Here is a 24,091-nt window from a genome sequence, read left to right on the forward strand (position 1 = left end):
CCGCCCCGTGGACGCCCCTGACCATAAGGCCTCCGTCCCGGCTACCCTGACGGCGTGCGCGCTCCTCGGGAAGCCTCACCACCGGCATCCTGAGAAGACGCAAAGCCGACAGCCGTCGCATCTGAGGGAGCCCTTTCATGGCCTCTGTGCCGCCGACCCCTTCCGCCGACAGCCGGACCCGTGTGTCCGCGCTCCGAGAGGCCCTGGCCACCCGTGTGGTGGTGGCCGACGGAGCGATGGGCACCATGCTCCAGGCCCAGGAGCCCACCCTGGAGGACTTCGAGAACCTCGAGGGCTGCAACGAGATCCTCAACATCACCCGGCCCGACATCGTCCGCTCGGTGCACGAGGAGTACTTCGGCGCGGGCGTCGACTGCGTCGAGACCAACACGTTCGGCGCAAACCACTCCGCCATGGCCGAGTACGACATCGCCGACCGCGTGTACGAGCTGTCCGAGGCGGGCGCCCGCATCGCCCGGGAGACCGCGGACGCCTTCGCCGCCCGCGACGGACGCACCCGCTGGGTCCTGGGCTCCATCGGCCCCGGCACCAAGCTGCCCACCCTCGGCCACATCGGCTACGGCACGCTGCGCGACGGCTTCCAGGCCAACGCCGAGGGCCTGCTCGCCGGCGGCGCCGACGCGCTGATCGTCGAGACCACACAGGACCTCCTGCAGACGAAGTCGTCGGTCCTGGGCGCCAGGCGGGCGATGGAGGCGACCGGCGCCGAGGTGCCCCTGCTGGTCTCGATGGCGTTCGAGACCACCGGCACCATGCTGCTCGGCTCCGAGATCGGCGCCGCGCTCACCGCGCTGGAGCCCCTCGGCATCGACATGATCGGTCTGAACTGCTCCACCGGCCCCGCCGAGATGAGCGAGCACCTGCGTTATCTCGCCCGGCACTCCCGCACCCCGCTGCTGTGCATGCCGAACGCCGGGCTGCCGATCCTCACCAAGGACGGCGCCCACTTCCCGCTCGACGCCGAAGGCCTGGCCGACGCCCAGGAGAACTTCGTCCGCGACTACGGGCTGAACCTGGTCGGCGGCTGCTGCGGAACGACGCCCGAGCACCTGCGCCGGCTCGTGGAGCGGGTGCGGGAGGCCTCGCCGGCCGAGCGCAGCCCGCGCCCCGAGCCGGGCGCCGCCTCGCTGTACCAGACCGTGCCGTTCCGCCAGGACACCGCCTACATGGCGATCGGTGAGCGCACCAACGCCAACGGTTCGAAGAAGTTCCGCGAGGCGATGCTGGAGGGCCGCTGGGACGACTGCGTGGAGATGGCGCGGGACCAGATCCGTGAGGGCGCGCACATGCTCGACCTGTGCGTCGACTACGTGGGCCGCGACGGTGTCGCCGACATGGAGGAGCTGGCGGGGCGCTTCGCCACCGCATCGACCCTGCCGATCGTGCTGGACTCCACCGAGGTCGAGGTCATCCGGGCGGGCCTGGAGAAGCTGGGCGGCCGAGCGGTGATCAACTCGGTGAACTACGAGGACGGCGACGGGCCCGACTCGCGGTTCGCGAAGGTGACGGCCCTGGCGCGGGAGCACGGGGCGGCGCTGATCGCGCTGACCATCGACGAGGAGGGCCAGGCCCGCACCGTCGAGACGAAGGTGGCCATCGCCGAGCGGCTCATCGAGGACCTCACCGGCAACTGGGGCATCCAGGAGTCGGACATCCTCATCGACTGCCTGACGTTCACCATCTGCACCGGTCAGGAGGAGTCCCGCAAGGACGGCATCGCCACCATCGAGGCGATCCGCGAGCTCAAGCGCCGCCGGCCCGACGTGCAGACCACGCTGGGCCTGTCGAACATCTCCTTCGGGCTGAACCCGGCGGCGCGCATCCTGCTCAACTCGGTCTTCCTGGACGAGTGCGTGAAGGCGGGGCTGGACTCGGCGATCGTGCACGCGTCGAAGATCCTGCCCATCGCGCGCTTCAGCGAGGAGGAGGTGACCACCGCCCTCGACCTGATCCACGACCGCCGCCGTGAGGGCTACGACCCGCTGCAGAAGCTGATGGCGTTGTTCGAGGGCGCCACCACCAAGTCCCTCAAGGCGGGCAAGGCCGAGGAACTGGCCGCCCTGCCGCTGGACGAACGCCTCAAGCGCCGCATCATCGACGGCGAGAAGAACGGCCTGGAGACCGACCTCGCCGAGGCGCTGCAGACCCGCCCCGCCCTGGACATCGTCAACGAGACGCTGCTGGACGGCATGAAGGTGGTCGGCGAGCTGTTCGGCTCCGGGCAGATGCAGCTGCCGTTCGTGCTGCAGTCCGCCGAGGTGATGAAGACCGCGGTGGCCTACCTGGAACCGCACATGGAGAAGTCGGACGCGGAGGGCAAGGGCACGATCGTGCTGGCCACCGTGCGCGGCGACGTCCACGACATCGGCAAGAACCTCGTCGACATCATCCTGTCGAACAACGGCTACAACGTCGTCAACCTCGGGATCAAGCAGCCGGTCTCGGCGATCCTGGACGCCGCCCAGGAGCACCGGGCCGACGTCATCGGCATGTCGGGACTGCTGGTGAAGTCCACGGTGATCATGAAGGAGAACCTCGAGGAGCTCAACCAGCGCAAGATGGCCGCCGACTACCCGGTCATCCTCGGCGGCGCCGCCCTGACCCGGGCCTATGTCGAGCAGGATCTGCACGAGATCTACGAGGGCGAGGTGCGCTACGCCCGCGACGCCTTCGAGGGCCTGCGCCTGATGGACGCCCTGATCGGCGTCAAGCGGGGCGTGCCGGGGGCCAAGCTGCCGGAGCTGAAGCAGCGCCGGGTCCGCGCGAGCGCCACCACGGCAGAGGTCGAGGAACGCCCGCAGGAGGGCCACGTCCGCTCCGACGTGGCCACCGACAACCCCGTCCCGAAGCCGCCGTTCGAGGGCACCCGGGTCGTCAAGGGCATCCCGCTCAAGGAGTACGCCTCCTGGCTGGACGAGGGCGCCCTGTTCAAGGGCCAGTGGGGTCTGAAGCAGGCCCGCGCCGGCGACGGACCGAGCTACGAGGAACTCGTCGAGAGCGAGGGCCGCCCCCGGCTGCGCGGTCTGCTGGACAGGCTCCAGACCGACAACCTCCTCGAAGCCGCCGTCGTCTACGGCTACTTCCCCTGCGTGTCAAAGGACGACGACCTGATCGTCCTGGACGAGCAGGGCAACGAGCGCACCCGCTTCACCTTCCCGCGCCAGCGCCGTGGCCGTCGCCTGTGCCTGGCCGACTTCTTCCGCCCGGAGGAGTCGGGGGAGACGGACGTCGTCGGCTTCCAGGTCGTCACCGTCGGCTCCCGGATCGGCGAGGAGACGGCCCGGCTCTTCGAATCGAACTCCTACCGCGACTACCTCGAACTGCACGGCCTGTCCGTCCAGTTGGCCGAGGCCCTTGCCGAATACTGGCACGCCCGCGTGCGCTCCGAACTCGGTTTCGCGGGCGAGGACCCGGCGGACGTCGAGGACATGTTCGCCCTGAAGTACCGCGGCGCCCGCTTCTCCCTCGGCTACGGCGCCTGCCCCGACCTGGAGGACCGCGCCAAGATCGCCGAGCTGCTGCAGCCCGAGCGGATCGGCGTGCACCTGTCGGAGGAGTTCCAGCTCCACCCCGAGCAGTCCACCGACGCCATCGTGATCCACCACCCCGAGGCGAAGTACTTCAACGCACGGTGACGCCGTGACGCGCGGCCCCCGACAAGCGCGCCACCCGGCACACTGATCGGATAAGTCGTACACTGGTCGGTCCACTGCAGGCCGGTTCCCCCAGCGGGAACCGGCCTGCTCGTCCCTCAAGGAGGTACGTGGATGACCAGTACGGTTCCCGCGCCCGTGACCCGTACGGCCCAGGGCTCTGCCCTGCAGGCCGTGCTCCTCGACATGGACGGCACCCTGGTGGACACCGAGGGCTTCTGGTGGGACGTCGAGGTCGAGGTCTTCGCCGGCCTCGGCCACACCCTCGACGACTCCTGGCGCCATGTCGTGGTCGGCGGCCCCATGAGCCGCAGCGCCGGGTTCCTGGTCGAGGCGACCGGGGCCGACGTCACCCTCGCCGAACTCACCCTCCTGCTCAACGAGGGGTTCGAGAACCGCATCGCCCGCGCCCTGCCCCTGATGCCGGGAGCCGCCCGGCTCCTGGCGGAACTGGCCGAGCACGAGGTGCCCACCGCCCTCGTCTCCGCCTCCCACCGGCGCATCATCGACCGCGTCCTCACCGCGCTCGGCGCGGAGCACTTCCGGCTCACCGTGGCCGGCGACGAGGTCTCGCGCACCAAGCCCCACCCCGATCCCTACCTGCTCGCGGCCTCGGGGCTCGGAGTGGACCCCGCCCGGTGCGCGGTCGTCGAGGACACCGCCACCGGTGTCGCCTCGGCGGAGGCGGCCGGGTGCCACGTGGTCGCCGTGCCCTCCGTCGCACCCATCACGGCCGCCCCGCGCCGCACCGTCGTCTCCTCGCTGGAACAGGTCGACCTGACTTTTCTGCGCGGCCTGATGCCGCTCCGATGATCGCCACCGCGATCATCGGAGAGTCGTCGATGACGGAAATGCGATAGGCGTTCACCCAGCGTGCACCGCCGATAACGAGGAATTCCGCGGGTGTGCGACCGGTCGAATTCGGATCTCCCCGACAGCCGAATTCCGCTCCGCCTGAACCCGTTATGCATGTGACGTTCCCCACCTCCCTAAGGGTCGACAGATGACGCTTTGTGTGCAGTAAGGCCTCGCGGGGCACCCTCGGGTGCATCCTTGTGTCCCGATTGGTGGTCGGCTGTACGAATCCTTCCGCTGACGGCTGTTCAGTGCGTCCACGGCCGGTTTCACTGCGTGATGGGCTTTCAACTCCGGTGGCCGCCAACCGTCCTGCCGGTCCGGACTAATCTCGTCGCGAGAACATCGCCCTGACCCCGTGATCCGCGCTGCCACCCTTGCATGCCGGGTACACGGACCGACAGCTCTGGAGAAACTCGAGCATGAACCGTAAGACTTTGGTGCTGCCGGCCGTGGTCGGTCTGCTCGCGCCCGCACTCGCGGCCTGCGGCGGAACCGACAGCGGGGGCGGAAGCGGCGACGCCATCGTCGTCGGCACCACCGACCGGTTCACGGCCACGAAGGACGCCCCGGCCCCGCTCGACCCGGCGTACTCCTACGACGTCGGCACCTGGAACATCCTGCGCCAGACGGTGCAGACCCTGATGATCCAGCCCAAGGGCGAGGGCGAGCCGGTCCCGGAGGCGGCCGAGAGCTGCGGCTTCACCGACACCGGCAACGAGCGCTACTCCTGCAAGCTGCGCAGCGGCCTGAAGTTCGCCAACGGTGACGCCGTCACCGCCAAGGACGTCAAGTTCTCCATCGAGCGCGCCCGCAGCATCAAGGCCGACTCCGGCGTCTTCGCCCTGCTGTCCACCATCGACACCGTCGAAACGCAGGGCGACAACGAAGTCATCTTCCATCTCAAGACCGCAGACGCCACGTTCCCCTTCAAGCTGTCGACTCCGGTCGCCGGCATCGTCAACCCCGACGACTACGAGAAGAACAAGCTGCGCGACGGCTTCGACGTCGACGGATCCGGCCCGTACATACTCAAGGCCGAGACCGACGGCGACGAGATGACCAAGGCCGTCTTCACCAAGAACCCCCACTACAAGGGGACGCTGACGGTGAACAACGACGAGGTCGACATGGTCTCCTTCAAGGACGCCGACGCCATGGGCACCGCCCTGCAAAAGGGCGACATCGACCTCATGACCCGCACCATGTCGCCCCAGCAGATCCGCAAGCTCTCGGAGTCCTCCACCTCCGGCGACATCGACCTCGTCGAGCTCAACGGCCTCGAGATCCGCTACCTCGCCTTCGACACCACCGACTCGACGGTCAAGTCGAAGGCCGTGCGCCAGGCGATAGCCCAGGTCGTCAACCGCGGCCAGCTCGTCTCCGAGGTGTACGGCTCCCAGGCCGAGCCCCTCTACTCGCTGGTCCCGGCCACCGTCACCGGCCACTCCAACTCGTTCTTCAACACCTACGGCGACCCGGACGTCGGCAAGGCCAAGTCCCTCCTGGCCGAAGCCGACATCGCCACCCCGGTCAAGCTGACGCTGAACTACACGACCGACCACTACGGCCCGGCCACCAAGCAGGAGTTCGAGACGCTGCAGAAGCAGCTCAACGGCAGCGGCCTGTTCGACGTGAGCATCAAGGGCACACCCTGGGACGCGTTCGTCCCGGCCGAACGCAAGGGCGAGTACGCCGTCTACGGCATGGGCTGGTTCCCCGACTTCCCGGACGCCGACAACTTCGTCGCGCCGTTCCTGGACAAGGACAACTTCCTCAAGTCGCCCTACTCCAACAGCGACATCATCACCAACCTCATCCCGGCCTCCCGCCGTGAGGCCGACCGCATGACCGCCGCCAAGACCCTCACCGAGGTCCAGAACATCGTCGCCAAGGACGTCCCGATCCTGCCCCTGTGGCAGGGCAAGCAGTACGTCGCCGCCAACAACGACGTCACGGGCACGGCCTACGTGCTGAACTCCTCCGCGACCCTGCAGCTGTGGGAGCTCGGCCGGGGATCCAGCAACTGACCCACCCCCGAACACCACGGGCCACGAAGGGCGCCCCTCGAGGAGAACTCGAGGGGCGCCCTTCACCGTCGTACCCGTGCTCAGTGCTCAGTGCTACTGAGCGCCCGGACGCACCAGACCGCTCTCGTACGCGTACACCGCGGCCTGCACCCGGTCGCGCAGCCCCAGTTTCGTCAGCACATGCCCCACATGCGTCTTCACCGTCGTCTCGCTGACGAACAGGTCCGCCGCGATCTCGGCGTTCGACAGACCCCGGGCCACCAGCTTCAACACCTCCACCTCCCGGTCGGTGAGCGTGTGCAGCGTGTCCGGCACCGGCTCGTCGCCCGACGGCAGATGCGTCGCGTACTTGTCCAGCAACCGGCGCGTGATGCTCGGCGCCAGCATGGCCTCGCCCGCGGCCACCACCCGGATCGCCTGCACCAGTTCGACGGCCGGCGCGTCCTTCAGCAGGAACCCGCTCGCCCCCGCGCGCAACGCCTCCACCACGTACTCGTCGAGATCGAACGTCGTCAGCACCAGCACCTTCGCCGGCCCGTCCCGCCCGGGACCGGTGATCTGCCGGGTCGCCTCCACCCCGTCCATCCGCGGCATGCGGATGTCCATCAGCACCACATCGGGCTGCAACGCCCGCACCTGGTCGAGAGCCTGCAGACCGTCCCCGGCCTCGCCGACGACCGCGATGTCCTGCTCGGCCTCCAGGATCATCCGGAAGCCGGTACGCAGCAGCGGCTGGTCGTCGACCAGTAGGACACGGATGGCCACGTGAATCTCCTTCTCTAGCCCGGCCCCATTCTGCCCTGCGCCCCACCCTCCGACTCGGCCGCCCTCACCGGCTCCGGCGCGGAGAGCGTCACCGCCAGCGGATACGGCGGGGGAGTGCCGCCGAACTCCGGACAGTGCGCCTGGTGATCGCACCACCCGCACAGCTTCGTCGGCCGAGGCCGCCACTCGCCCGTCTCCGTCGCCTGCCGGATCGCCTCCCACAACGCGAGCAACTTGCGCTCCACCCGCTCCAGATCCGCGAGCACCGGGTCGTACGTCAGCACGTCCCCACTGCCCAGATAGACCAGTTGCAGCCGCCGCGGGACCACGTTCTTCAGCCGCCACACCACCAACGCGTAGAACTTCATCTGGAACAGCGCGCCCTCGGCGTACTCCGGCCGCGGCGCCTTGCCCGTCTTGTAGTCGACGATCCGCACCTCGCCGGTCGGCGCCACGTCGACCCGGTCGATGATCCCGCGCAACCGCAGCCCCGACTCCAGCTCCGCCTCCACGAACAGCTCCCGCTCGGCCGGCTCCAACCGCGTCGGATCCTCGAGCGTGAACCAGCGCTCCACCAGTTGCTCCGCCTCCGCCAGCCACCCCGCCAGCCGTTCGCCCTCCGGATCGTCGGCGAACAGCTCCACCACCTCCGGCCGGCTCTCCCGCAGCCGGTCCCACTGACCGGGGATCAGCGACTTGGCCCGCGGCGCCGTCCGCTCGGCCGCCGGAGCGTCGAACAACCGCTCGAGGACCGAGTGCACCAGCGTCCCCCGTGTCGCAGCCGGACTCGGCTTCTCCGGCAGCCGGTCGATCACCCGGAACCGGTACAGCAGCGGGCACTGCATGAAATCACCGGCGCGCGACGGCGACAGCGAGGCAGGCGCCACCGCCCCGACCACCGGCGCCACCGCCTCCGGCCCGACCGCGACCTCGCCCGCCACCGTGTTCGCCGGACCCTCCACGACACCGCTGCCGTCCACCCGGACGACGTCCTCGCTGCTGCTCTCCATGACCACAGACCTTACGGCCCGACACCGACAGTCACCCCCGCCCGCACCCCGCCCCCGCCCCGGACAGCGACGACCGGCGGGGAAACACAGGGGGTGCCGGGGCGGAACACATCGCCACCGCCGCATACCATCGGTCACAGACCCTCCCGCCCGGCACCGGCGGGAGACGCTTCGATCGAGGGGACACCGTGGTGGAAAGCGGCGGGAGCGGGCGGCCGCGGCCGGACAACGATCAGTCGGCCGAGCACCCCGCGACACCTGCGTCCCCGGCCACCGACCCCCAGCGGAGCCGACCCCCGGCCGACGGCCCCACGGGCGCCCCCCGGCAGCAGCCGGCCCCCGCCGACGACGGCCGCACCCCCCAGACCGACGACCCCGACCACGCCCCCCGCACCACCCCGGACGACGCCGCCACCGTCGCATCCACGACCCCCCACAAGTCCCCCGCGGAACCGGCGGACGAAGCCGACCGGGCGGGCCAGACAGGCCAGGCGGGTTCCGCGGACCAGAGCGAACCGGCAGCCCAGACCGAACCGGCAGCCGTGGCCGACCGGGCCAGGGCTCCGCGCCCCACACCCCTCGCCCTCCCCAAAGGCCCCCCGCCCGCACGCCCCCCGGAGCAGCCCCGCGGCGGCCTCCTCATGGGCCGCCCCTTCGGCGTGCCCGTCTACGTCGCCCCCAGCTGGTTCCTCGTCGCCGCCCTCATCACCTGGGTCTTCGGCGGCCAGCTCGACCGCGTGCTGCCGGAACTCGGCGCCGCCCGCTACCTCGTCTCCCTCTTCTTCGCCGTCGCCTTCTACGCCTCCGTCCTCATCCACGAACTCGCCCACACCGTCGTCGCCCTCCGCTTCGAACTCCCCGTCCGCCGCATCCAGCTCCAGTTCTTCGGCGGCGTCTCCGAGATCGAGAAGGAAGCCGAGACCCCCGGCCGCGAGTTCTGGCTCGCCTTCGTCGGCCCCCTCCTCTCCCTCGCCCTCTCCGGCCTGTTCTACCTGGCCATGCAACCCGTCGAACGCGGCACCGTCCCCGGCGTCCTGCTCGCCGGCCTGATGATCTCCAACCTCATCGTCGCGATCTTCAACCTGCTGCCCGGCCTCCCCCTCGACGGCGGCCGCATGCTCCGCGCCGCCGTCTGGAAGATCACCGGCAAACCCATGAACGGCACGATCGCCGCCGCCTGGGTCGGCCGGGCCCTCGCCGTCTCCGTCCTCATCGGGCTCCCCCTGCTCACCCAGTCCGGCGCCCTCGGTTCCCGCGCCGAGGACAGCGTCGGCATGGACACCGTCACCGACGCCCTCCTGGCCGCCATCCTCGCCGCGATCATCTGGACCGGCGCCGGCAACAGCCTGCGCATGGCCCGCCTGCGCGAGCACCTCCCGGAACTGCGCGCCCGCACCCTCACCCGCCGCGCCGTCCCCGTCGAGACCCACACCCCCCTCTCCGAAGCCCTCCGCCGCGCCAACGACGCCGGCGCCCGCGCCCTCGTCGTCGTCGACGCCCACGGAGAACCCCTCTCCCTCGTCCGCGAGGCCGCCATCGTCGGCGTACCCGAACACCGCCGCCCCTGGGTCGCCGTCAGCGGCCTCGCCCAGGACCTCACCGACGGCATGCGCGTCTCCGCCGAACTCGCGGGCGAAGACCTCCTCGACGTCCTGCGCGCCACCCCCGCCACCGAATACCTCGTCGTCGAGGAGACCGGAGAGATCTTCGGCGTCCTCTCCGCCGCCGACGTCGAGCGCGCCTTCGTCAAGGCCATGGCCCGCCCCAACTGATCACCGCTCCTCCCGAGCGATGGTCGGCGACCCCGCCAAACGCCGGTAGGCTGGTCACATGTCCGAACCGACCGGTGCCGCCCGCAGGCGCGGGCCCTTCAAGGTCGGGGACCAGGTTCAGCTGACCGACCCCAAGGGCCGCCACTACACGTTCACGCTCGAGGCCGGGAAGAACTTCCACACCCACAAGGGTTCCTTCCCGCACGACGAACTGATCGGCTCACCCGAGGGCAGCGTCGTCCGCACCACCGGGAACGTCGCCTATCTCGCGCTGCGCCCCCTGCTCCCCGACTACGTCCTGTCCATGCCCCGCGGGGCAGCCGTCGTCTACCCCAAGGACGCGGGGCAGATCCTCGCCTTCGCCGACATCTTCCCCGGCGCACGCGTCGTCGAAGCCGGCGTCGGCTCAGGCTCCCTCAGCAGCTTCCTGCTGCGCGCCATCGGCGACCAGGGCATGCTGCACTCCTACGAGCGCCGCGAGGACTTCGCCGAGATCGCCCGGCAGAACGTCGAGCGCTACTTCGGCGGCCCGCACCCGGCCTGGCAGCTCACCGTCGGCGACCTCCAGGACAACCTGAGCGACACCGACGTCGACCGCGTCATCCTCGACATGCTCGCGCCCTGGGAATGCCTCGAAGCCGTCTCCAAGGCGCTCGTCCCCGGCGGCATCCTCTGCTGCTACGTCGCCACCACCACCCAGCTCGCCCGGACCGTCGAGTCCATCCGCGAGATCGGCTCCTTCAACGAGCCGACCGCCTGGGAGTCGATGATCCGCAACTGGCACATCGAAGGCCTCGCCGTCCGCCCCGACCACCGCATGATCGGCCACACCGGCTTCCTCCTCACCGCCCGTCGCCTCGCCGACGGCGTCGAGCCCCCCATGCGCCGCCGCCGCCCGGCCAAGGGCGCCTACGGCGAGGACTACGCCGGCCCCAACGCCGACGGAGCCAACGGCCGCTGACCGACCCCGTACCACCCACAACGACAAGGCGCCGTGGCCGAGTTCCCTCCACCCACCGGGAACTCCACCACGGCGCCTCGCCAGTTCGCCCCCCCGCCCGGAAGACCACCCCGGCACCACACCCCGGCATCACACCCGGGTCGTCCGAAATCCCGCACCCCGCCGTTCCCCCACCCTGTGACGTGTGGCACGATGCTGGCCGATCCCACGCCCACCGGCACAGCCACCGCAGGAGACACTCCTAGTGCAGCACTCCGCCGTCCCGGAACTGGCACACACCCACACCCGGCCCATCCACTGGGTCGCGACGGCCACCGCCGTCGCCGGCGTCGTCGCCCTCTCCTCGCTGCTGCAGCCCAGACCCGCCACAGCCGCCCAGACCGCCGGCTCACCGGCCCGCCCCGCAGCAGCCCCCGCCACCACCGGCGTCGACTTCCCCCTCCAGTGCGGCCCCGTCACCGCGCTCGTCGTGAAGAAGGCCACCGGCGACCTCGACGGCGACGGCGCCCCCGAAACAGTCGCCGTCGTCCACTGCGACGCCCCCATGGGCACCCCGCCCGACGGCGTCTACGTCCTCACCCACGGAGCCGACGACACCCACGCACGCGTGGTCGCCACCCTCGTCGACCCCAAGGCCCGCAACACCGTCACCGGCCTCAGGGTCACCGACGGAGCCGTCCTCGCCACCCTCCTCGGCTACTCCACCGCCGACGTGCCCAGCTGCTGTCCCGACGTCAAGGACAGCGCCAGATGGCAGTGGAAGGACCACAAGTTCGTCCGCACGACCCCCGCGGGCGCCCGCAACGTCTGAATCCGGCCGTTCGCCCTGTGAGAAATCAGACAGCCGTCACGCCGTGAACCAGGAGGCTCACTCCGCGTCGGGACCGTAGACCTCGACCCTGTCCGAAACCCGACGCACATGAATGCAGTCACCCGGACACTCCCGCGCCGAGTCCACCACGTCCCCCAGCAACGGCAACGGGACCGGCGTCACAGCCCCCTTGGCCTGCAACAGCTCGTCCTGCGCACTCTTCACGTACGCGAGCCCGTCGATGTCCAGCTCGAAAACCTCCGGCGCGTACTGCGCGCAGATCCCGTCACCGGTACAGAGATCCTGATCGATCCACACCTCCAGGGCCTCGCCGTCGACACCGGTCTCCTGCTGCACGCCCATGACTCCTGCCGTTTACCGTCGAACCGCCAGGGAACCATGCAGGCTCTGACGGGTGTTGAACACTTCGACCCTACCCTCGGCCGCTTTCCAATCATGTTCGGTGGGTATTCCCCTGGCGTGAGGGAGAGCGCAAGGGTGAAGATCGGACACACCCCGACAGTCTTTGTGATCTAGGGGTTTCAATCGACACCCACCCAGGTAGGGTCTGGAAGCGTCCAGCTCCCCTTGGAGGAGGTGAGGACCGTGGCAGCCCACGACGACGACATGAACCGCGGCATCCGCCCGGGACGAGGGTCCGACGACCCGTCCGGGCAGATTGCCTACCTTGAGCAGGAGATCGCCGTCCTGCGACGCAAGCTCGCCGACTCTCCGCGACACACGAGGATTCTCGAAGAGCGGATCGTCGAGCTGCAGACCAACCTGGCCGGCGTGTCCGCCCAGAACGAGCGACTGGCCAACACACTCCGCGAGGCCCGCGACCAGATCGTGGCCCTCAAGGAAGAAGTCGACCGGCTCGCCCAGCCGCCGGCCGGCTTCGGAGTCTTCCTCACCGCGAACGAGGACGGCACGGCCGACATCTTCACCGGAGGCCGCAAACTCCGCGTGAACGTCAGCCCCGGCGTCGAGCTCGACGAACTCCGACGCGGCCAGGAAGTCATGCTCAACGAAGCGCTCAACGTGGTCGAGGCCATGGAATACGAGCGCGTCGGCGACATCGTCACCCTCAAGGAGATCCTCGAGGACGGCGAACGAGCCCTGGTGCTCGGACACACCGACGAGGAACGAGTGGTCCGGCTCGCCGAGCCTCTGCTGGACGTCACCATCCGGCCCGGCGACGCCCTCCTGCTCGAACCCCGCTCCGGATACGTCTACGAGATCGTCCCCAAGAGCGAGGTCGAGGAACTCGTCCTCGAAGAGGTCCCCGACATCGGCTACGAGCAGATCGGCGGCCTCGGCGGACAGATCGAGATGATCCGCGACGCCGTCGAACTGCCCTACCTCTACCCCGACCTCTTCAAGGAGCACGAGCTCCGCCCGCCCAAGGGCGTCCTCCTCTACGGACCCCCCGGATGCGGCAAGACGCTCATCGCCAAGGCCGTCGCCAACTCGCTGGCCAAGAAGGTCGCCGAAGTCACCGGCCAGGCCACCGGCAAGAGCTTCTTCCTCAACATCAAGGGCCCCGAGCTCCTCAACAAGTACGTCGGCGAGACCGAGCGCCAGATCCGCCTCGTCTTCCAGCGCGCAAGGGAGAAGGCCTCCGAGGGCACCCCCGTCATCGTCTTCTTCGACGAGATGGAATCCCTCTTCCGCACCCGCGGCTCCGGCGTCAGCTCCGACGTCGAGAACACCATCGTCCCGCAGCTCCTCGCCGAGATCGACGGCGTCGAAGGCCTGCAGAACGTGGTCGTCATCGGCGCCTCCAACCGCGAGGACATGATCGACCCCGCCATCCTGCGCCCCGGCCGACTCGACGTGAAGATCAAGATCGAGCGCCCGGACGCCGAAGCGGCCAAGGACATCTTCCAGAAGTACCTCACCGAACGCCTCCCCCTGCACTCCGAGGACGTCGGCGAACACGGCGGCGACAAGACCACCACCGTCCAGAGCATGATCCAGACGGCAGTGGAACACATGTACGCCGAATCCGAGGAAAACCGCTTCCTGGAAGTCACCTACGCCAACGGCGACAAGGAAGTCCTTTACTTCAAGGACTTCAACTCCGGCGCCATGATCGAGAACATCGTCGGCCGCGCCAAGAAAATGGCCATCAAGGACTTCCTCGACCACAACCAGAAGGGTCTGCGCGTCTCCCACCTCCTCCAGGCATGTGTGGACGAGTTCAAGGAGAACGAGGACCTTCCCAACACCACCAACCCGGACGACTGGGCCCGCATCTCCGGAAAGAAGGGCGAACGGATCGTCTACATCCGCACCCTCATCACCGGAAAGCAGGGCGCGGACACCGGACGCTCCATCGACACGGTGGCGAACACCGGACAGTACCTGTAAAGACAGGGCGGCTGCGGGTGCCCACCACGGGTACCCGCAGCCGACTGCTTTCCGCGCCACGGCTGGAGCAAGGCAATGACGCAAATGATCTCCCACCCAGCGCAGAGGCGTTCTAGGCTCTTCCGTACCGCCGGGTCGCTTGTCGCGGGGACGGGCACCGCACACGCACCGGAGCACCACCGGTATCTGAGCGGCGCCCACGACCGAGGGTGCCGCCGGGCAAGGAGGGCCGCATGACCGTACGGCGAGTAATGGGCATCGAGACGGAGTACGGCATCTCCGTCCCCGGCCACCCCAACGCCAATGCCATGCTCACCTCGTCCCAGATCGTCAACGCCTACGCGGCGGCGATGCACCGGGCCCGCCGGGCCCGCTGGGACTTCGAGGAGGAGAACCCGCTGCGGGACGCGCGTGGCTTCGACCTCGCCCGCGAGACCGCCGACTCCAGCCAGCTCACCGACGAGGACATCGGCCTCGCCAACGTCATCCTCACCAACGGCGCACGCCTCTACGTCGACCACGCACACCCCGAATACAGCGCTCCCGAGGTCACCAACCCCCGTGACGCCGTCCTCTGGGACAAGGCCGGCGAACGCATCATGGCCGAGGCCGCCGAACGCGCCGCCGCACTCCCCGGCGCCCAGCCCATCCACCTCTACAAGAACAACACCGACAACAAGGGCGCCTCCTACGGCACGCACGAGAACTACCTGATGAAGCGCGAGACCGCCTTCTCGGACATCGTGCGCCACCTCACGCCCTTCTTCGTCTCCCGCCAGGTCTTCGCCGGCGCAGGCCGCGTCGGCATCGGCCAGGACGGCCACGAGCACGGCTTCCAGCTCAGCCAGCGCGCCGACTACTTCGAGGTCGAGGTCGGCCTGGAGACGACGCTGAAACGCCCCATCATCAACACCCGCGACGAGCCGCACGCCGACGCCGAGAAGTACCGCCGCCTCCATGTGATCATCGGCGACGCCAACCTCTCCGAGATCTCGACCTATCTCAAGCTCGGCACCACAGCCCTGGTCCTGTCGATGATCGAGGACGGCTTCATCGCCGTCGACCTCGCCGTCGACCAGCCCGTCCGCACGCTCCACCAGGTCTCCCACGACCCGGGCCTCAAGCGACTCGTCACCCTGCGCAGCGGCCGCACGCTCACCGCCGTCCAGCTCCAGATGGAGTACTACGAGCTGTCGCGCAAGTACGTCGAGGAACGCTTCGGAGCGGACGCCGACGACCAGACCAAGGACGTCCTCGCCCGCTGGGAGGACACGCTCACCCGCCTGGAGAACGACCCCATGAGCCTCGCCGGCGAACTGGACTGGGTCGCCAAACGGGAGGTCATGGAGGGCTACCGGCGCAGGGACGACCTCGACTGGGACGCCGCCCGGCTGCACCTCGTCGACCTCCAGTACGCCGACGTCAGGGCCGAGAAGGGCATCTACAACCGTCTCGTGGCCCGTGGCCGCATCAAACGCCTCCTGGACGAGTCCGAGGTCGCAAGGGCCGTCACCAAGCCCCCGGAGGACACCCGCGCCTACTTCCGCGGCCGCTGCCTGGAGCAGTACGCCGACGACGTCGCCGCGGCCTCCTGGGACTCCGTGATCTTCGACCTGCCGGGCCGGGACTCGCTCCAACGCGTCCCAACCCTGGAACCCCTTCGCGGAACGCGAAATCACGTCAAGGAGCTCCTGGACCGCTGCAGGACCGCAGAAGACCTGGTCAGGGTCCTCTCCGGCAGCTGAACCGTGACCCGGACGGAACCAGCGGGACGGGTGGAACGCCCCCCGTCCGGGAATCATCGAGATGACCCTCGTACGTTGACGCAACTGCGGGGCCGATGTCGGACCCGGCTTGTAGGGTCTGATCATCACCGATCGGCAGGAATGCCGACCTGTCGACCATGTCGGGCGAAAGAGCGGGGTGAGGGTTATGGCGACCAAGGACACCGGCGGCGGCCAGCAGAAGGCGACGCACTCCACGGAGGAGGTCGAGGAGCAGGCGGCGGAGACGCAGGGCTCCGAGGACCTCAAGGAGCGCCACGAGAAGCTGAGCGACGACGTGGACTCGGTTCTTGACGAGATTGATGATGTCCTCGAGGAGAACGCCGAGGACTTCGTTCGAAGCTTCGTTCAGAAGGGCGGCGAGTAGCCTTCGAATCGAAGGTCCGGGGGTCGTCGAGTTGGTAAGCAACGATGGCGTGAAGCGTTGCTCGCGGTGCAATGAGCTCAGGTCGCGGGCAGCCTTCGCCAGTAACAAAGCAGCCCGGGACGGGTTACAGGCCTATTGCCGTGAGTGCTGGGCGGCTTACCACCAGGCCCGGCAGGTGGCCAAGGGAAAGAACGTGCGGCCGCGCGTGGATGCGCCCGAGGGGCACAAGTTCTGCCGCACCTGCGAGGAGGTCAAGCCGCACAGTGAGTGGCACCGTAACGCCACGGCGTCCGACGGCCTTGCAACCTGCTGCAAGGCCTGCAAAGCCGTCAAGGGGCGGCGCGGGCATCTGAAACGCCAGTACGGCCTCACAGAAGCCGAGCGTGACGCCATGGTCGCCGCGCAGAAGGGGCTGTGCGTGATCTGCCTGAAAGCTCCAGCCGTCCATGTGGATCACTGCCACGAGACGGGTAGGGTCCGAGGCGTACTGTGCTTCAACTGCAATTCGGCCATCGGCAAGTTGGGAGACGACCCCGACGCTGTGCGTCGGGCAGCCGCCTACCTGGAGGGAACTTCGTGGAAGCCAACACTCGTAGCACCGGGCGTCTACCAGCTGCCTTCCTGACGCCTGGGTCCTCGTCCTTCATGGACTTCCTCTCCGAGCACCAGCCGGAGATGCTGCCCGGCAAGCGGCAGCTGCCCCCGACGCAGGGTGTGATCGAGGCTCCGCACGGGACGACGATCGTGGCCGTCACGTTCCCCGGGGGCGTCGTGCTCGCCGGTGACCGTCGCGCGACGATGGGCAACGTCATCGCGCAGCGGGACATCGAGAAGGTGTTCCCGGCGGACGAGTACTCGGCCGTCGGCATCGCCGGCACGGCGGGTCTGGCCGTGGAGATGGTGAAGCTCTTCCAGCTGGAGCTGGAGCACTTCGAGAAGGTCGAGGGGGCGCAGCTCTCGCTGGAGGGCAAGGCGAACCGGCTGTCGACCATGATCCGGTCGAATCTGGGCATGGCGATGCAGGGTCTGGCGGTGGTGCCGTTGTTCGCCGGTTTCGACGTGGACCGGGACAAGGGCCGGATCTTCTCGTACGACGTGACGGGTGGCCGTTCCGAGGAGCACCACTTCGCGGCGACGGGATCCGGCTCGATCTTCGCGCGCGGTGCGATGAAGAAGCTGTACCGCGACGATCTTTCCGAGGAGCAGGCCACGACGCTGGTGGTGCAGGCTCTGTACGACGCGGCGGACGACGATTCGGCGACCGGTGGTCCTGATGTCGCGCGTCGGATCTACCCGATCGTCACCGTGATCACCGAGGACGGTTTCCGTCGGTTGACCGACGAGGAGTCGTCGGCGATCGCCCGTTCCATTCTCGAGCGTCGCCTGGAGCAGCCGGACGGCCCGCGTGCCGCTCTGCTGTAGTCGGCGGGCTCGTTCTTGTCCCAGGTGATCCAGTGACTTCGACAGAAAGGGACGGTTAACCGGTGTCGACGCCGTTCTATGTCTCACCCCAGCAGGCGATGGCGGATCGCGCGGAGTATGCGCGCAAGGGCATCGCTCGTGGTCGCAGCCTGGTCGTGCTGCAGTATGCCGACGGCATCGTGTTCGTCGGTGAGAACCCGTCCCGCGCGCTGCACAAGTTCAGCGAGATCTACGACCGGATCGGTTTCGCGGCCGCCGGCAAGTACAACGAGTACGAGAATCTGCGGATCGGCGGTGTGCGGTATGCCGATCTGCGGGGTTACACCTATGACCGTGATGACGTGACCGCGCGTGGTCTGGCGAACGTGTACGCGCAGACGCTGGGCACGATCTTCTCCTCGGCGGGTGAGAAGCCGTACGAGGTGGAGTTGGTCGTTGCTGAGGTCGGTGAGACTCCGGACGGCGATCAGATCTATCGGCTGCCGCACGACGGGTCGATCGTGGACGAGCACGGTTCGGTCGCGGTGGGCGGCAACGCCGAGCAGATCAGCAGCTATCTGGACCAGCGTCACGAGGACGGGATGAGTCTGGCGGACGCGCTGAAGCTGGCTGTCCAGGCGTTGTCGCGGGACACCAACGGCACGCAGCGGGAGATCCCGGCGGAGCGGCTGGAGGTGGCGGTGCTGGATCGGACGCGGCCGCAGGCGCGGAAGTTCAAGCGGATCGTGGGGCGTCAGCTGGGCCGCCTGCTGGAGACGGACGGCGCGTCGACGGAGGCGGAGAGCTCCGAGGAGGAGTAGGTCTGCCGCCTGTGTGACGCGTCCTGTGTGCCCCGGTCGGGTCGTCGGCCGGGGCACAGGGCGTCCTAGGAGGTGCGGGGCGGGGCTGTGGAGGCGCGTACGACGAGGTGGACGGGGATGTCCGCCGCGTCGGGCGTACGGCCTTCCAGGACGTCCAGGAGGGCTTGCATGCCGCGTTCGCCGAAGAGTTCGGCGTCGAGTCGGACGGTGGTGAGTTCGGGGTCGAGGGCGGTGGCGAGGGCGAGGTCGTCGAGGCCGGTGACGGAGATGTCGTCGGGGATGCGCAGGCCGAGGCGGCGGAGGGCTTTGTAGGCGCCGGCGGCGAGTTTGTCGTCGTCGCAGATGACGGCTGTGGGGCGGGGGCCGGGGGTGGAGAGGGCGGTTTCGGTGGCGGTGCGGGCCTCGTCGATGGAGATGGGGGCGGGTGCGGTGCGCAGGGTGGTGCCGGGGGCTGCGGTGATGCGGGCGGTGAGTTCGCGGGCGCGGACGTCGAAGGTCCAGGAGGGGACGTCGGCCGCGAGGTGGAGGAAGTGGCGGTGGCCGAGGCCGAGGAGGTGGTCGGCGACCTGGCGGGCCCCGTCGGCGATGTCGAGGTTGACGGTGGCGGCGCCGAGGCTTCCGGCGGGGTCGCTGTCGAGCATGACGAGGGGGAGTTGGTCGCCGCGGATGGCGGTGAGGGCGTCGGCGGCCATGGAGGAGGCGAGGACGCCGTCGAGGGCGGCCTGGGCGGAGGCGAAGGGGTCGCGGGCGGGGCCGACGCCTTCGGGGGAGGGGTAGAGGACGACGCCGAAGCCGTGTTCGGCGGCTACGCGTGCGGCTCCGGTGTAGACGCCGGCGAAGAATTCGGTGGTGAGGGCGGGGACGACGAGGAGGACGGTACGGGTGCGTCCGAGGCGGAGGTTGCGGGCGGCGAGGTTGGGGCGGTAGTCGAGTTCACGGGCTGCTTCGCGTACGCGTCGGGCGGTGGTCTCGGAGACGCGGCCGCGCCATTTGTCGCCGAGGACGAGAGAGACGGCGGCCTGGGAGACGCCTGCGGCCTGGGCGACGTCGCGGCTCGTGGGTCGGGTGCTACCTCGTGCCACGGTGGGCCTGCTCCTTCGTCTGGACGGGCGAACAGCGCACATGGTACGTATGACAAGAGGCGTTATACGTAAAACTTCGGGGTGGCTCACCGCCTCGGGCGAGCCGACGGAGGCGGGACATTGTCCGCGGGATACCTGGAGATCCTCAGGGCGAGGCACGCGGCCCGCTTGTTGGCCGGCACGCTGGTGGGCCGGCTGCCCAACGCCACGGCCGCGATCGCGATCGTGCTGTTCGTGCGGGCGGCGGGCGGCTCGTACAGCCTGGCGGGGGCGCTGGCGGCGGTGTACGGGGTCGCGAACGCCGTGGGACAGCCTCTGCTGGGGCGGCTGGTCGACGTGTACGGGCAGCCGCGGGTCCAGTTGCCGGCGGCGCTGGCCTCGGCACTGGCGATGACGGTGTTCGCGTGCGCGGGCACCGGTCTGCTGCCGGTCGCCTATGGGGCGGTGGCCGCGGCGGGGCTCTTCACGCCGCCTCTGGAGGGCGGGCTGCGCGCGCTGTGGCCGGCGGTGCTGCGGCGCGAGGACCAGGTGCACACGGCGTACGCGATGGACGCGGTGGCGCAGGAGGTGATGTTCACCGTCGGGCCGTTGCTGGTGACGGTCTGCGTGTCGGTGTGGTCGGCGCAGGCGGCGCTGCTGGTGCTGAACGCCGTGGGGGTACTGGGGGCGCTGTGGGTGGTCGTGTCGCCGCCCTCGCGGGCGTGGCGGTCGGCCCCGCGTGAGGCGCACTGGCTGGGCGCGCTGCGGTCGCCGGGTCTGCTGGCGCTGCTGGGGGCGTTCCTGTTCGTGGGGGTGGCGCTGGGCTCGATCACGGTGGCCTCGGTGCCGTATGCGGACGATCACGGCGGGGATGCGGTCTACGGCTGGTTGATGGCGGCGCTGGGGCTGGGGGCGCTGGTGGGCGGTGTGGTGTACGGGGCGCGGCGGTGGGCGGGGGCTCCGGAGCGGCGACTGCGCGCTCTGGTGGCCGCTCTGGCGGTGTGTTATCTGCCGTTGACGCTGATGCCGGGCGCCGTGGCCATGGTGGCGCTGACGGCCCTGGCGGGCGTGTTCCTGGCTCCTGCCATCGCGTGTGCGTTCGTCATCGTGGACCGGCATGCGCCGCGCGGGACGGTGACGGAGGCGTTCTCGTGGCTGGTGACGACGTTCACGGTGGGGGCGTCGGTGGGGACGGGCGTGGCGGGTCCGGTCGTGGAGGCGGGTGGCGCCTTGTGGGGATTCGCGGTTCCGGGCGCCGCGGGCGCCGTGTCCTTGGTGGTTTTGCTGGCCACGGGGCGGGTAATGGCAGCTCCCGCAGGAAGTGGGGTGGTTGCGGCTTCATCGGAAAATGATCCGAACCGTGCTGCCGAACCCCGTTTCAGTTCAGGGGATCGGGCGTAATGTTCACTCATGGACCGCCGCATTTTCGGGCTGGAGAACGAGTACGGCGTCACATGTACGTTCAGGGGACAGCGCCGGCTGTCTCCCGACGAGGTGGCGCGGTACCTCTTCCGCCGTGTCGTGTCATGGGGCCGAAGCAGCAATGTCTTTCTGCGGAACGGCGCCCGCCTCTATCTCGACGTGGGTTCGCATCCGGAATACGCGACACCGGAATGTGACAACGTGACCGAGCTGGTCACCCACGACAAGGCCGGCGAGCGCATTCTCGAGGGACTCCTGGTGGACGCGGAGCGACGCCTGCACGAGGAAGGAATCGCGGGCGACGTCTACCTCTTCAAGAACAACACGGACTCGGCGGGCAACTCTTATGGTTGCCACGAGAACTATCTGGTGGCGCGACACGGGGAGTTCTCCCGGCTCGCGGACATCCTGATCCCGTTCCTGGTGACCCGGCAGCTGTTGTGCGGGGCGGGCAAGGTGCTGCAGACGCCCCGTGGGGCGGTCTACTGCGTCAGCCAGCGGGCCGAGCACATCTGGGAGGGCGTCTCCTCGGCGACGACCCGCTCGCGGCCCATCATCAATACGCGTGACGAGCCGCACGCGGACGCCGAGCGGTACCGCCGTCTGCATGTCATCGTCGGCGACTCGAACATGTCCGAGACGACGATGCTGCTGAAGGTCGGCGCGACGGATCTGGTGCTGCGCATGATCGAGGCGGGCACGGTCATGCGGGATCTGACGCTGGAGAACCCGATCCGGGCGATCCGCGAGGTCAGCCATGACATCACGGGCCGTCGCAAGGTGCGGCTGGCCAGCGGCCGTGAGGCCTCCGCGCTGGAGGTGCAGCGGGAGTACTACGAGAAGGCCGTGGACTTCGTCGAGCGGCGCGGGATCCGCACCGGCACGGTCGACCAGGTCCTGGAGCTGTGGGGCCGGACGCTGGACGCGATCGAGGCGGAGGACCTCGACCGGATCGGCACCGAGATCGACTGGGTGATGAAGTACCAGCTGATCGAGCGCTACCGGGCCAAGCACAACATGACGATGTCGCATCCGCGGGTGGCGCAGATAGACCTCGCCTACCACGACATCCACCGTCGTCGTGGTCTGTACTACCTGCTGGAGCGCAAGGGTCAAGCGGCGCGGATCTGCAACGACTTGAAGATCTTCGAGGGCAAGTCGGTGCCGCCGCAGACGACTCGGGCGCGGTTGCGCGGTGACTTCATCCGCCGTGCGCAGGAGCAGCGCCGTGACTTCACGGTGGACTGGGTGCATCTGAAGCTCAACGACCAGGCGCAGCGCACCGTGCTGTGCAAGGACCCGTTCCGTTCGGTGGACGACCGGGTGGAGAAGCTGATCGCCGGCATGTGAGCAGGTGTTCCGCGCGTGCTGGGCGCGGGTGCGGAACGCAACACGGGCACCGTACGTTTCCCGTACGGTGCCCGTTGCACGTCGTAGAGTGGCGCGCACGCCATCCGAAGATCGACCGATTACGAGGCTTCATCGTGCGCCGACGCTCCCTCATCCTTGCCGCCGTTCCCGCGGGACTGGTCACGCTGTCCGCGTGCGGTGACGACAAGTCCGATTCGAGCAAGGCGAGCGACAAGGCGTCGCCCTCGGCCGCGGCGCCGTCGGCGGTGCCTCCGCCGAAGATCGTCGACGGTCCGCTGCCCGCCATCACGGCGGGGGTGAAGTTCGGTGAGAAGCCCACCGTCGCCAAGGGCCCGGGGCAGCCTTCGGACCAGCTGGCGGTGAAGACGGTGATCGCGGGCGGCGGGAAGACGGTCGCGGAGGGCGACTACATCCAGGCGCACTGTCTCGGCCAGATCTGGACCAGCGCGAAGGTCCTCCTCAACTCCTACGACAGCAACAAGATGCAGTTCACCCAGCTCGCCAAGGGCGGCAGCCTCGAGGGCTGGACCTATGCGCTGACCGGGAAGAAGGCCGGCAGCAGGGTGCTGTTCTCCGTGCCGCCGGCCTGGGGTTTCGGCAAGCAGGGCAACCAGGAGGCGGGGATCTCGGGCACCGACACGCTGGTGTTCGTGTTCGACGTCAAGGACGTGTTCGGTCCGAACAGCTCGGCCAAGGGCAAGGACGTGCCGCAGAACGATGCCGGTGTCCCCAAGGTCGGCACGAACACCGACGGCAAGGCTCCCTCCATCGAGGTCCCCAAGACGAAGGCGCCGGCCAAGCTGGTGTCGAACTACGTGATCGAGGGGGACGGCGCCGAGCTCAAGGCCGACGACACGGTGTTGGTGCAGTACAAGGGCGTCGTCTGGGACACGGGCAAGGAGTTCGACTCGTCGTACAGCCGCAAGACGCTGACGTCGTTCTCGCTCCAGCAGGTCGTCAAGGGCTGGGCGCAGGGCCTGACCGGCAAGAAGGTGGGCAGCCGCGTCGTCATCGTCGTTCCGCCGTCGCTGGGTTACGGCGACAGCCCGCCGAGCGGCAGCGGCCTGGAGAAGGATTCCACGATGGTCTTCTCGGTGGACATCATCGCCAAGGCGTGAGGCTGCGCGACGAGGTGCAAGACTGTCCGTGTTGTTGCATTTCCGTGAGACACGCAGGAGCCAGTGACGTGAGCATTGACAAGCCCGAGATCGACTTTCCCGGCGGCGAGCCCCCGGCGGACCTCGAGATCAAGGACATCTGGGAGGGCGACGGCGAGGTTGCGCAGGCCGGTCAGACCGTCTCCGTCCACTACGTGGGTGTCGCGTTCAGCACCGGTGAGGAGTTCGACGCCAGCTGGAACCGTGGGACGCCGTTCCGCTTCCCGCTCGGCGGCGGCCGGGTCATCAAGGGCTGGGACCAGGGCGTGCAGGGCATGAAGGTCGGCGGCCGTCGCCAGCTGACCATCCCGGCGCACCTCGCCTACGGCAACCAGAGCCCGACGCCGGCGATCAAGCCCGGTGAGACGCTGATCTTCGTGGTGGACCTGCTCGGCGTCTGATCGTCGTGCCGCCGGTCCGCGCTGATCGCGGTGTGACCGGTGTCGATCGTCTGGG

Annotated in this window: 20 protein-coding genes; 16 read left to right on the forward strand and 4 right to left on the reverse strand. The window is 68.9% G+C overall.

Annotated elements, in window-relative coordinates; all coding sequences use genetic code 11:
- The first annotated feature begins 137 nt into the window (after positions 1 to 137).
- The 3 genes from metH (at position 138) to IE239_RS08635 (ending at position 6,559) form a co-directional block, all read left to right on the forward strand.
- Positions 138 to 3,656 (forward strand): methionine synthase, encoded by a 3,519-nt coding sequence (gene metH, locus IE239_RS08625; protein WP_190148685.1) that lies wholly within the window; start codon positions 138 to 140, stop codon positions 3,654 to 3,656.
- A 132-nt stretch (positions 3,657 to 3,788) separates the two neighbouring features.
- A complete protein-coding gene (locus tag IE239_RS08630) occupies positions 3,789 to 4,487 on the forward strand; it encodes an HAD family hydrolase (RefSeq protein ID WP_190148686.1) in 699 nt (232 codons plus the stop codon).
- A 464-nt stretch (positions 4,488 to 4,951) separates the two neighbouring features.
- Positions 4,952 to 6,559 carry an ABC transporter substrate-binding protein gene (locus IE239_RS08635; protein ID WP_190148687.1) on the forward strand — a complete coding sequence of 536 codons (1,608 nt, stop codon included), beginning with the start codon at positions 4,952 to 4,954 and terminating at the stop codon, positions 6,557 to 6,559.
- Between the two features lie 93 nt (positions 6,560 to 6,652).
- Here the strand turns inward: IE239_RS08635 and IE239_RS08640 are convergent, their stop codons facing one another.
- Positions 6,653 to 7,324, reverse strand: coding sequence for a response regulator (locus tag IE239_RS08640; protein ID WP_044380401.1), 672 nt, complete (start codon positions 7,322 to 7,324; stop codon positions 6,653 to 6,655).
- Between the two features lie 14 nt (positions 7,325 to 7,338).
- Positions 7,339 to 8,334 carry a RecB family exonuclease gene (locus IE239_RS08645; RefSeq protein WP_229877949.1) on the reverse strand — a complete coding sequence of 332 codons (996 nt, stop codon included), beginning with the start codon at positions 8,332 to 8,334 and terminating at the stop codon, positions 7,339 to 7,341.
- 188 nt (positions 8,335 to 8,522) lie between these two features.
- On the opposite strand from IE239_RS08645, the gene IE239_RS08650 reads away from it, so the two are divergent.
- From IE239_RS08650 to IE239_RS08660, 3 genes are all read left to right on the forward strand, one after another.
- Complete coding sequence (locus tag IE239_RS08650; RefSeq protein WP_190148688.1) at positions 8,523 to 10,106, forward strand: site-2 protease family protein; 1,584 nt, start codon at positions 8,523 to 8,525, stop codon at positions 10,104 to 10,106.
- A 58-nt stretch (positions 10,107 to 10,164) separates the two neighbouring features.
- Entirely contained in the window at positions 10,165 to 11,067 is a 903-nt protein-coding gene (locus tag IE239_RS08655; RefSeq protein ID WP_190148689.1) for a tRNA (adenine-N1)-methyltransferase, read from the forward strand.
- A 244-nt stretch (positions 11,068 to 11,311) separates the two neighbouring features.
- A complete protein-coding gene (locus IE239_RS08660; protein WP_190148690.1) occupies positions 11,312 to 11,878 on the forward strand; it encodes a hypothetical protein in 567 nt (188 codons plus the stop codon).
- Positions 11,879 to 11,935: 57 nt separating this feature from the next.
- Here IE239_RS08660 and IE239_RS08665 read toward each other — a convergent pair whose 3' ends face one another.
- Complete coding sequence (locus IE239_RS08665) at positions 11,936 to 12,241, reverse strand: ferredoxin (RefSeq protein WP_190148691.1); 306 nt, start codon at positions 12,239 to 12,241, stop codon at positions 11,936 to 11,938.
- 243 nt (positions 12,242 to 12,484) lie between these two features.
- On the opposite strand from IE239_RS08665, the gene arc reads away from it, so the two are divergent.
- The 6 genes from arc (at position 12,485) to prcA (ending at position 18,624) form a co-directional block, all read left to right on the forward strand.
- Positions 12,485 to 14,251, forward strand: a complete 1,767-nt coding sequence (gene arc / locus IE239_RS08670) for a proteasome ATPase (protein ID WP_109001848.1) — start codon at positions 12,485 to 12,487, stop codon at positions 14,249 to 14,251.
- Between the two features lie 233 nt (positions 14,252 to 14,484).
- Positions 14,485 to 15,996, forward strand: a complete 1,512-nt coding sequence (gene dop / locus IE239_RS08675; protein WP_350817451.1) for a depupylase/deamidase Dop — start codon at positions 14,485 to 14,487, stop codon at positions 15,994 to 15,996.
- 187 nt (positions 15,997 to 16,183) lie between these two features.
- Positions 16,184 to 16,402 carry a ubiquitin-like protein Pup gene (locus IE239_RS08680; RefSeq protein WP_190148692.1) on the forward strand — a complete coding sequence of 73 codons (219 nt, stop codon included), beginning with the start codon at positions 16,184 to 16,186 and terminating at the stop codon, positions 16,400 to 16,402.
- A gap of 31 nt (positions 16,403 to 16,433) precedes the next feature.
- Positions 16,434 to 17,027 carry an endonuclease VII domain-containing protein gene (locus IE239_RS08685; protein WP_373308073.1) on the forward strand — a complete coding sequence of 198 codons (594 nt, stop codon included), beginning with the start codon at positions 16,434 to 16,436 and terminating at the stop codon, positions 17,025 to 17,027.
- Positions 16,979 to 17,824, forward strand: coding sequence for a proteasome subunit beta (prcB, locus tag IE239_RS08690; protein ID WP_190148693.1), 846 nt, complete (start codon positions 16,979 to 16,981; stop codon positions 17,822 to 17,824). The genes IE239_RS08685 and prcB overlap by 49 nt, the downstream gene beginning before the upstream one ends.
- A 62-nt stretch (positions 17,825 to 17,886) precedes the next feature.
- On the forward strand, positions 17,887 to 18,624 hold the full coding sequence (gene prcA, locus IE239_RS08695) for a proteasome subunit alpha (RefSeq protein WP_190148694.1): 738 nt from the start codon (positions 17,887 to 17,889) through the stop codon (positions 18,622 to 18,624).
- A 65-nt stretch (positions 18,625 to 18,689) separates the two neighbouring features.
- Here prcA and IE239_RS08700 read toward each other — a convergent pair whose 3' ends face one another.
- A complete protein-coding gene (locus IE239_RS08700) occupies positions 18,690 to 19,706 on the reverse strand; it encodes a LacI family DNA-binding transcriptional regulator (protein WP_190148695.1) in 1,017 nt (338 codons plus the stop codon).
- 120 nt (positions 19,707 to 19,826) lie between these two features.
- Here IE239_RS08700 and IE239_RS08705 point away from each other — a divergent pair, with 120 nt between their 5' ends.
- The 4 genes from IE239_RS08705 to IE239_RS08720 all read left to right on the forward strand — a co-directional run bounded on the left by IE239_RS08705 (position 19,827) and on the right by IE239_RS08720 (position 24,036).
- Positions 19,827 to 21,086, forward strand: a complete 1,260-nt coding sequence (locus IE239_RS08705; protein WP_190148696.1) for an MFS transporter — start codon at positions 19,827 to 19,829, stop codon at positions 21,084 to 21,086.
- A 9-nt stretch (positions 21,087 to 21,095) separates the two neighbouring features.
- Positions 21,096 to 22,457: a Pup--protein ligase gene (pafA, locus tag IE239_RS08710; RefSeq protein WP_069771814.1), complete on the forward strand. Its 1,362-nt coding sequence runs from the start codon at positions 21,096 to 21,098 to the stop codon at positions 22,455 to 22,457.
- 134 nt (positions 22,458 to 22,591) lie between these two features.
- Positions 22,592 to 23,596 (forward strand): FKBP-type peptidyl-prolyl cis-trans isomerase, encoded by a 1,005-nt coding sequence (locus IE239_RS08715; RefSeq protein WP_190148860.1) that lies wholly within the window; start codon positions 22,592 to 22,594, stop codon positions 23,594 to 23,596.
- Between the two features lie 68 nt (positions 23,597 to 23,664).
- Positions 23,665 to 24,036: an FKBP-type peptidyl-prolyl cis-trans isomerase gene (locus IE239_RS08720; protein ID WP_190148697.1), complete on the forward strand. Its 372-nt coding sequence runs from the start codon at positions 23,665 to 23,667 to the stop codon at positions 24,034 to 24,036.
- The last annotated feature ends 55 nt before the right edge of the window (positions 24,037 to 24,091 follow it).

This window comes from Streptomyces humidus, assembly GCF_014649655.1.
GTDB classification, from domain to species: domain Bacteria; phylum Actinomycetota; class Actinomycetes; order Streptomycetales; family Streptomycetaceae; genus Streptomyces; species Streptomyces humidus.

Coding starts and splice junctions, on each gene's coding strand:
- pafA (WP_069771814.1), top strand. CDS start 21,096: ATGGACCGCCGCATTTTCGGGCTGGAGAACGAGTACGGCGTCACATGT.
- metH (WP_190148685.1), top strand. CDS start 138: ATGGCCTCTGTGCCGCCGACCCCTTCCGCCGACAGCCGGACCCGTGTG.
- dop (WP_350817451.1), top strand. CDS start 14,485: ATGACCGTACGGCGAGTAATGGGCATCGAGACGGAGTACGGCATCTCC.
- IE239_RS08665 (WP_190148691.1), bottom strand. CDS start 12,241: ATGGGCGTGCAGCAGGAGACCGGTGTCGACGGCGAGGCCCTGGAGGTG.
- IE239_RS08635 (WP_190148687.1), top strand. CDS start 4,952: ATGAACCGTAAGACTTTGGTGCTGCCGGCCGTGGTCGGTCTGCTCGCG.
- IE239_RS08630 (WP_190148686.1), top strand. CDS start 3,789: ATGACCAGTACGGTTCCCGCGCCCGTGACCCGTACGGCCCAGGGCTCT.
- IE239_RS08655 (WP_190148689.1), top strand. CDS start 10,165: ATGTCCGAACCGACCGGTGCCGCCCGCAGGCGCGGGCCCTTCAAGGTC.
- IE239_RS08645 (WP_229877949.1), bottom strand. CDS start 8,334: ATGGAGAGCAGCAGCGAGGACGTCGTCCGGGTGGACGGCAGCGGTGTC.
- IE239_RS08680 (WP_190148692.1), top strand. CDS start 16,184: ATGGCGACCAAGGACACCGGCGGCGGCCAGCAGAAGGCGACGCACTCC.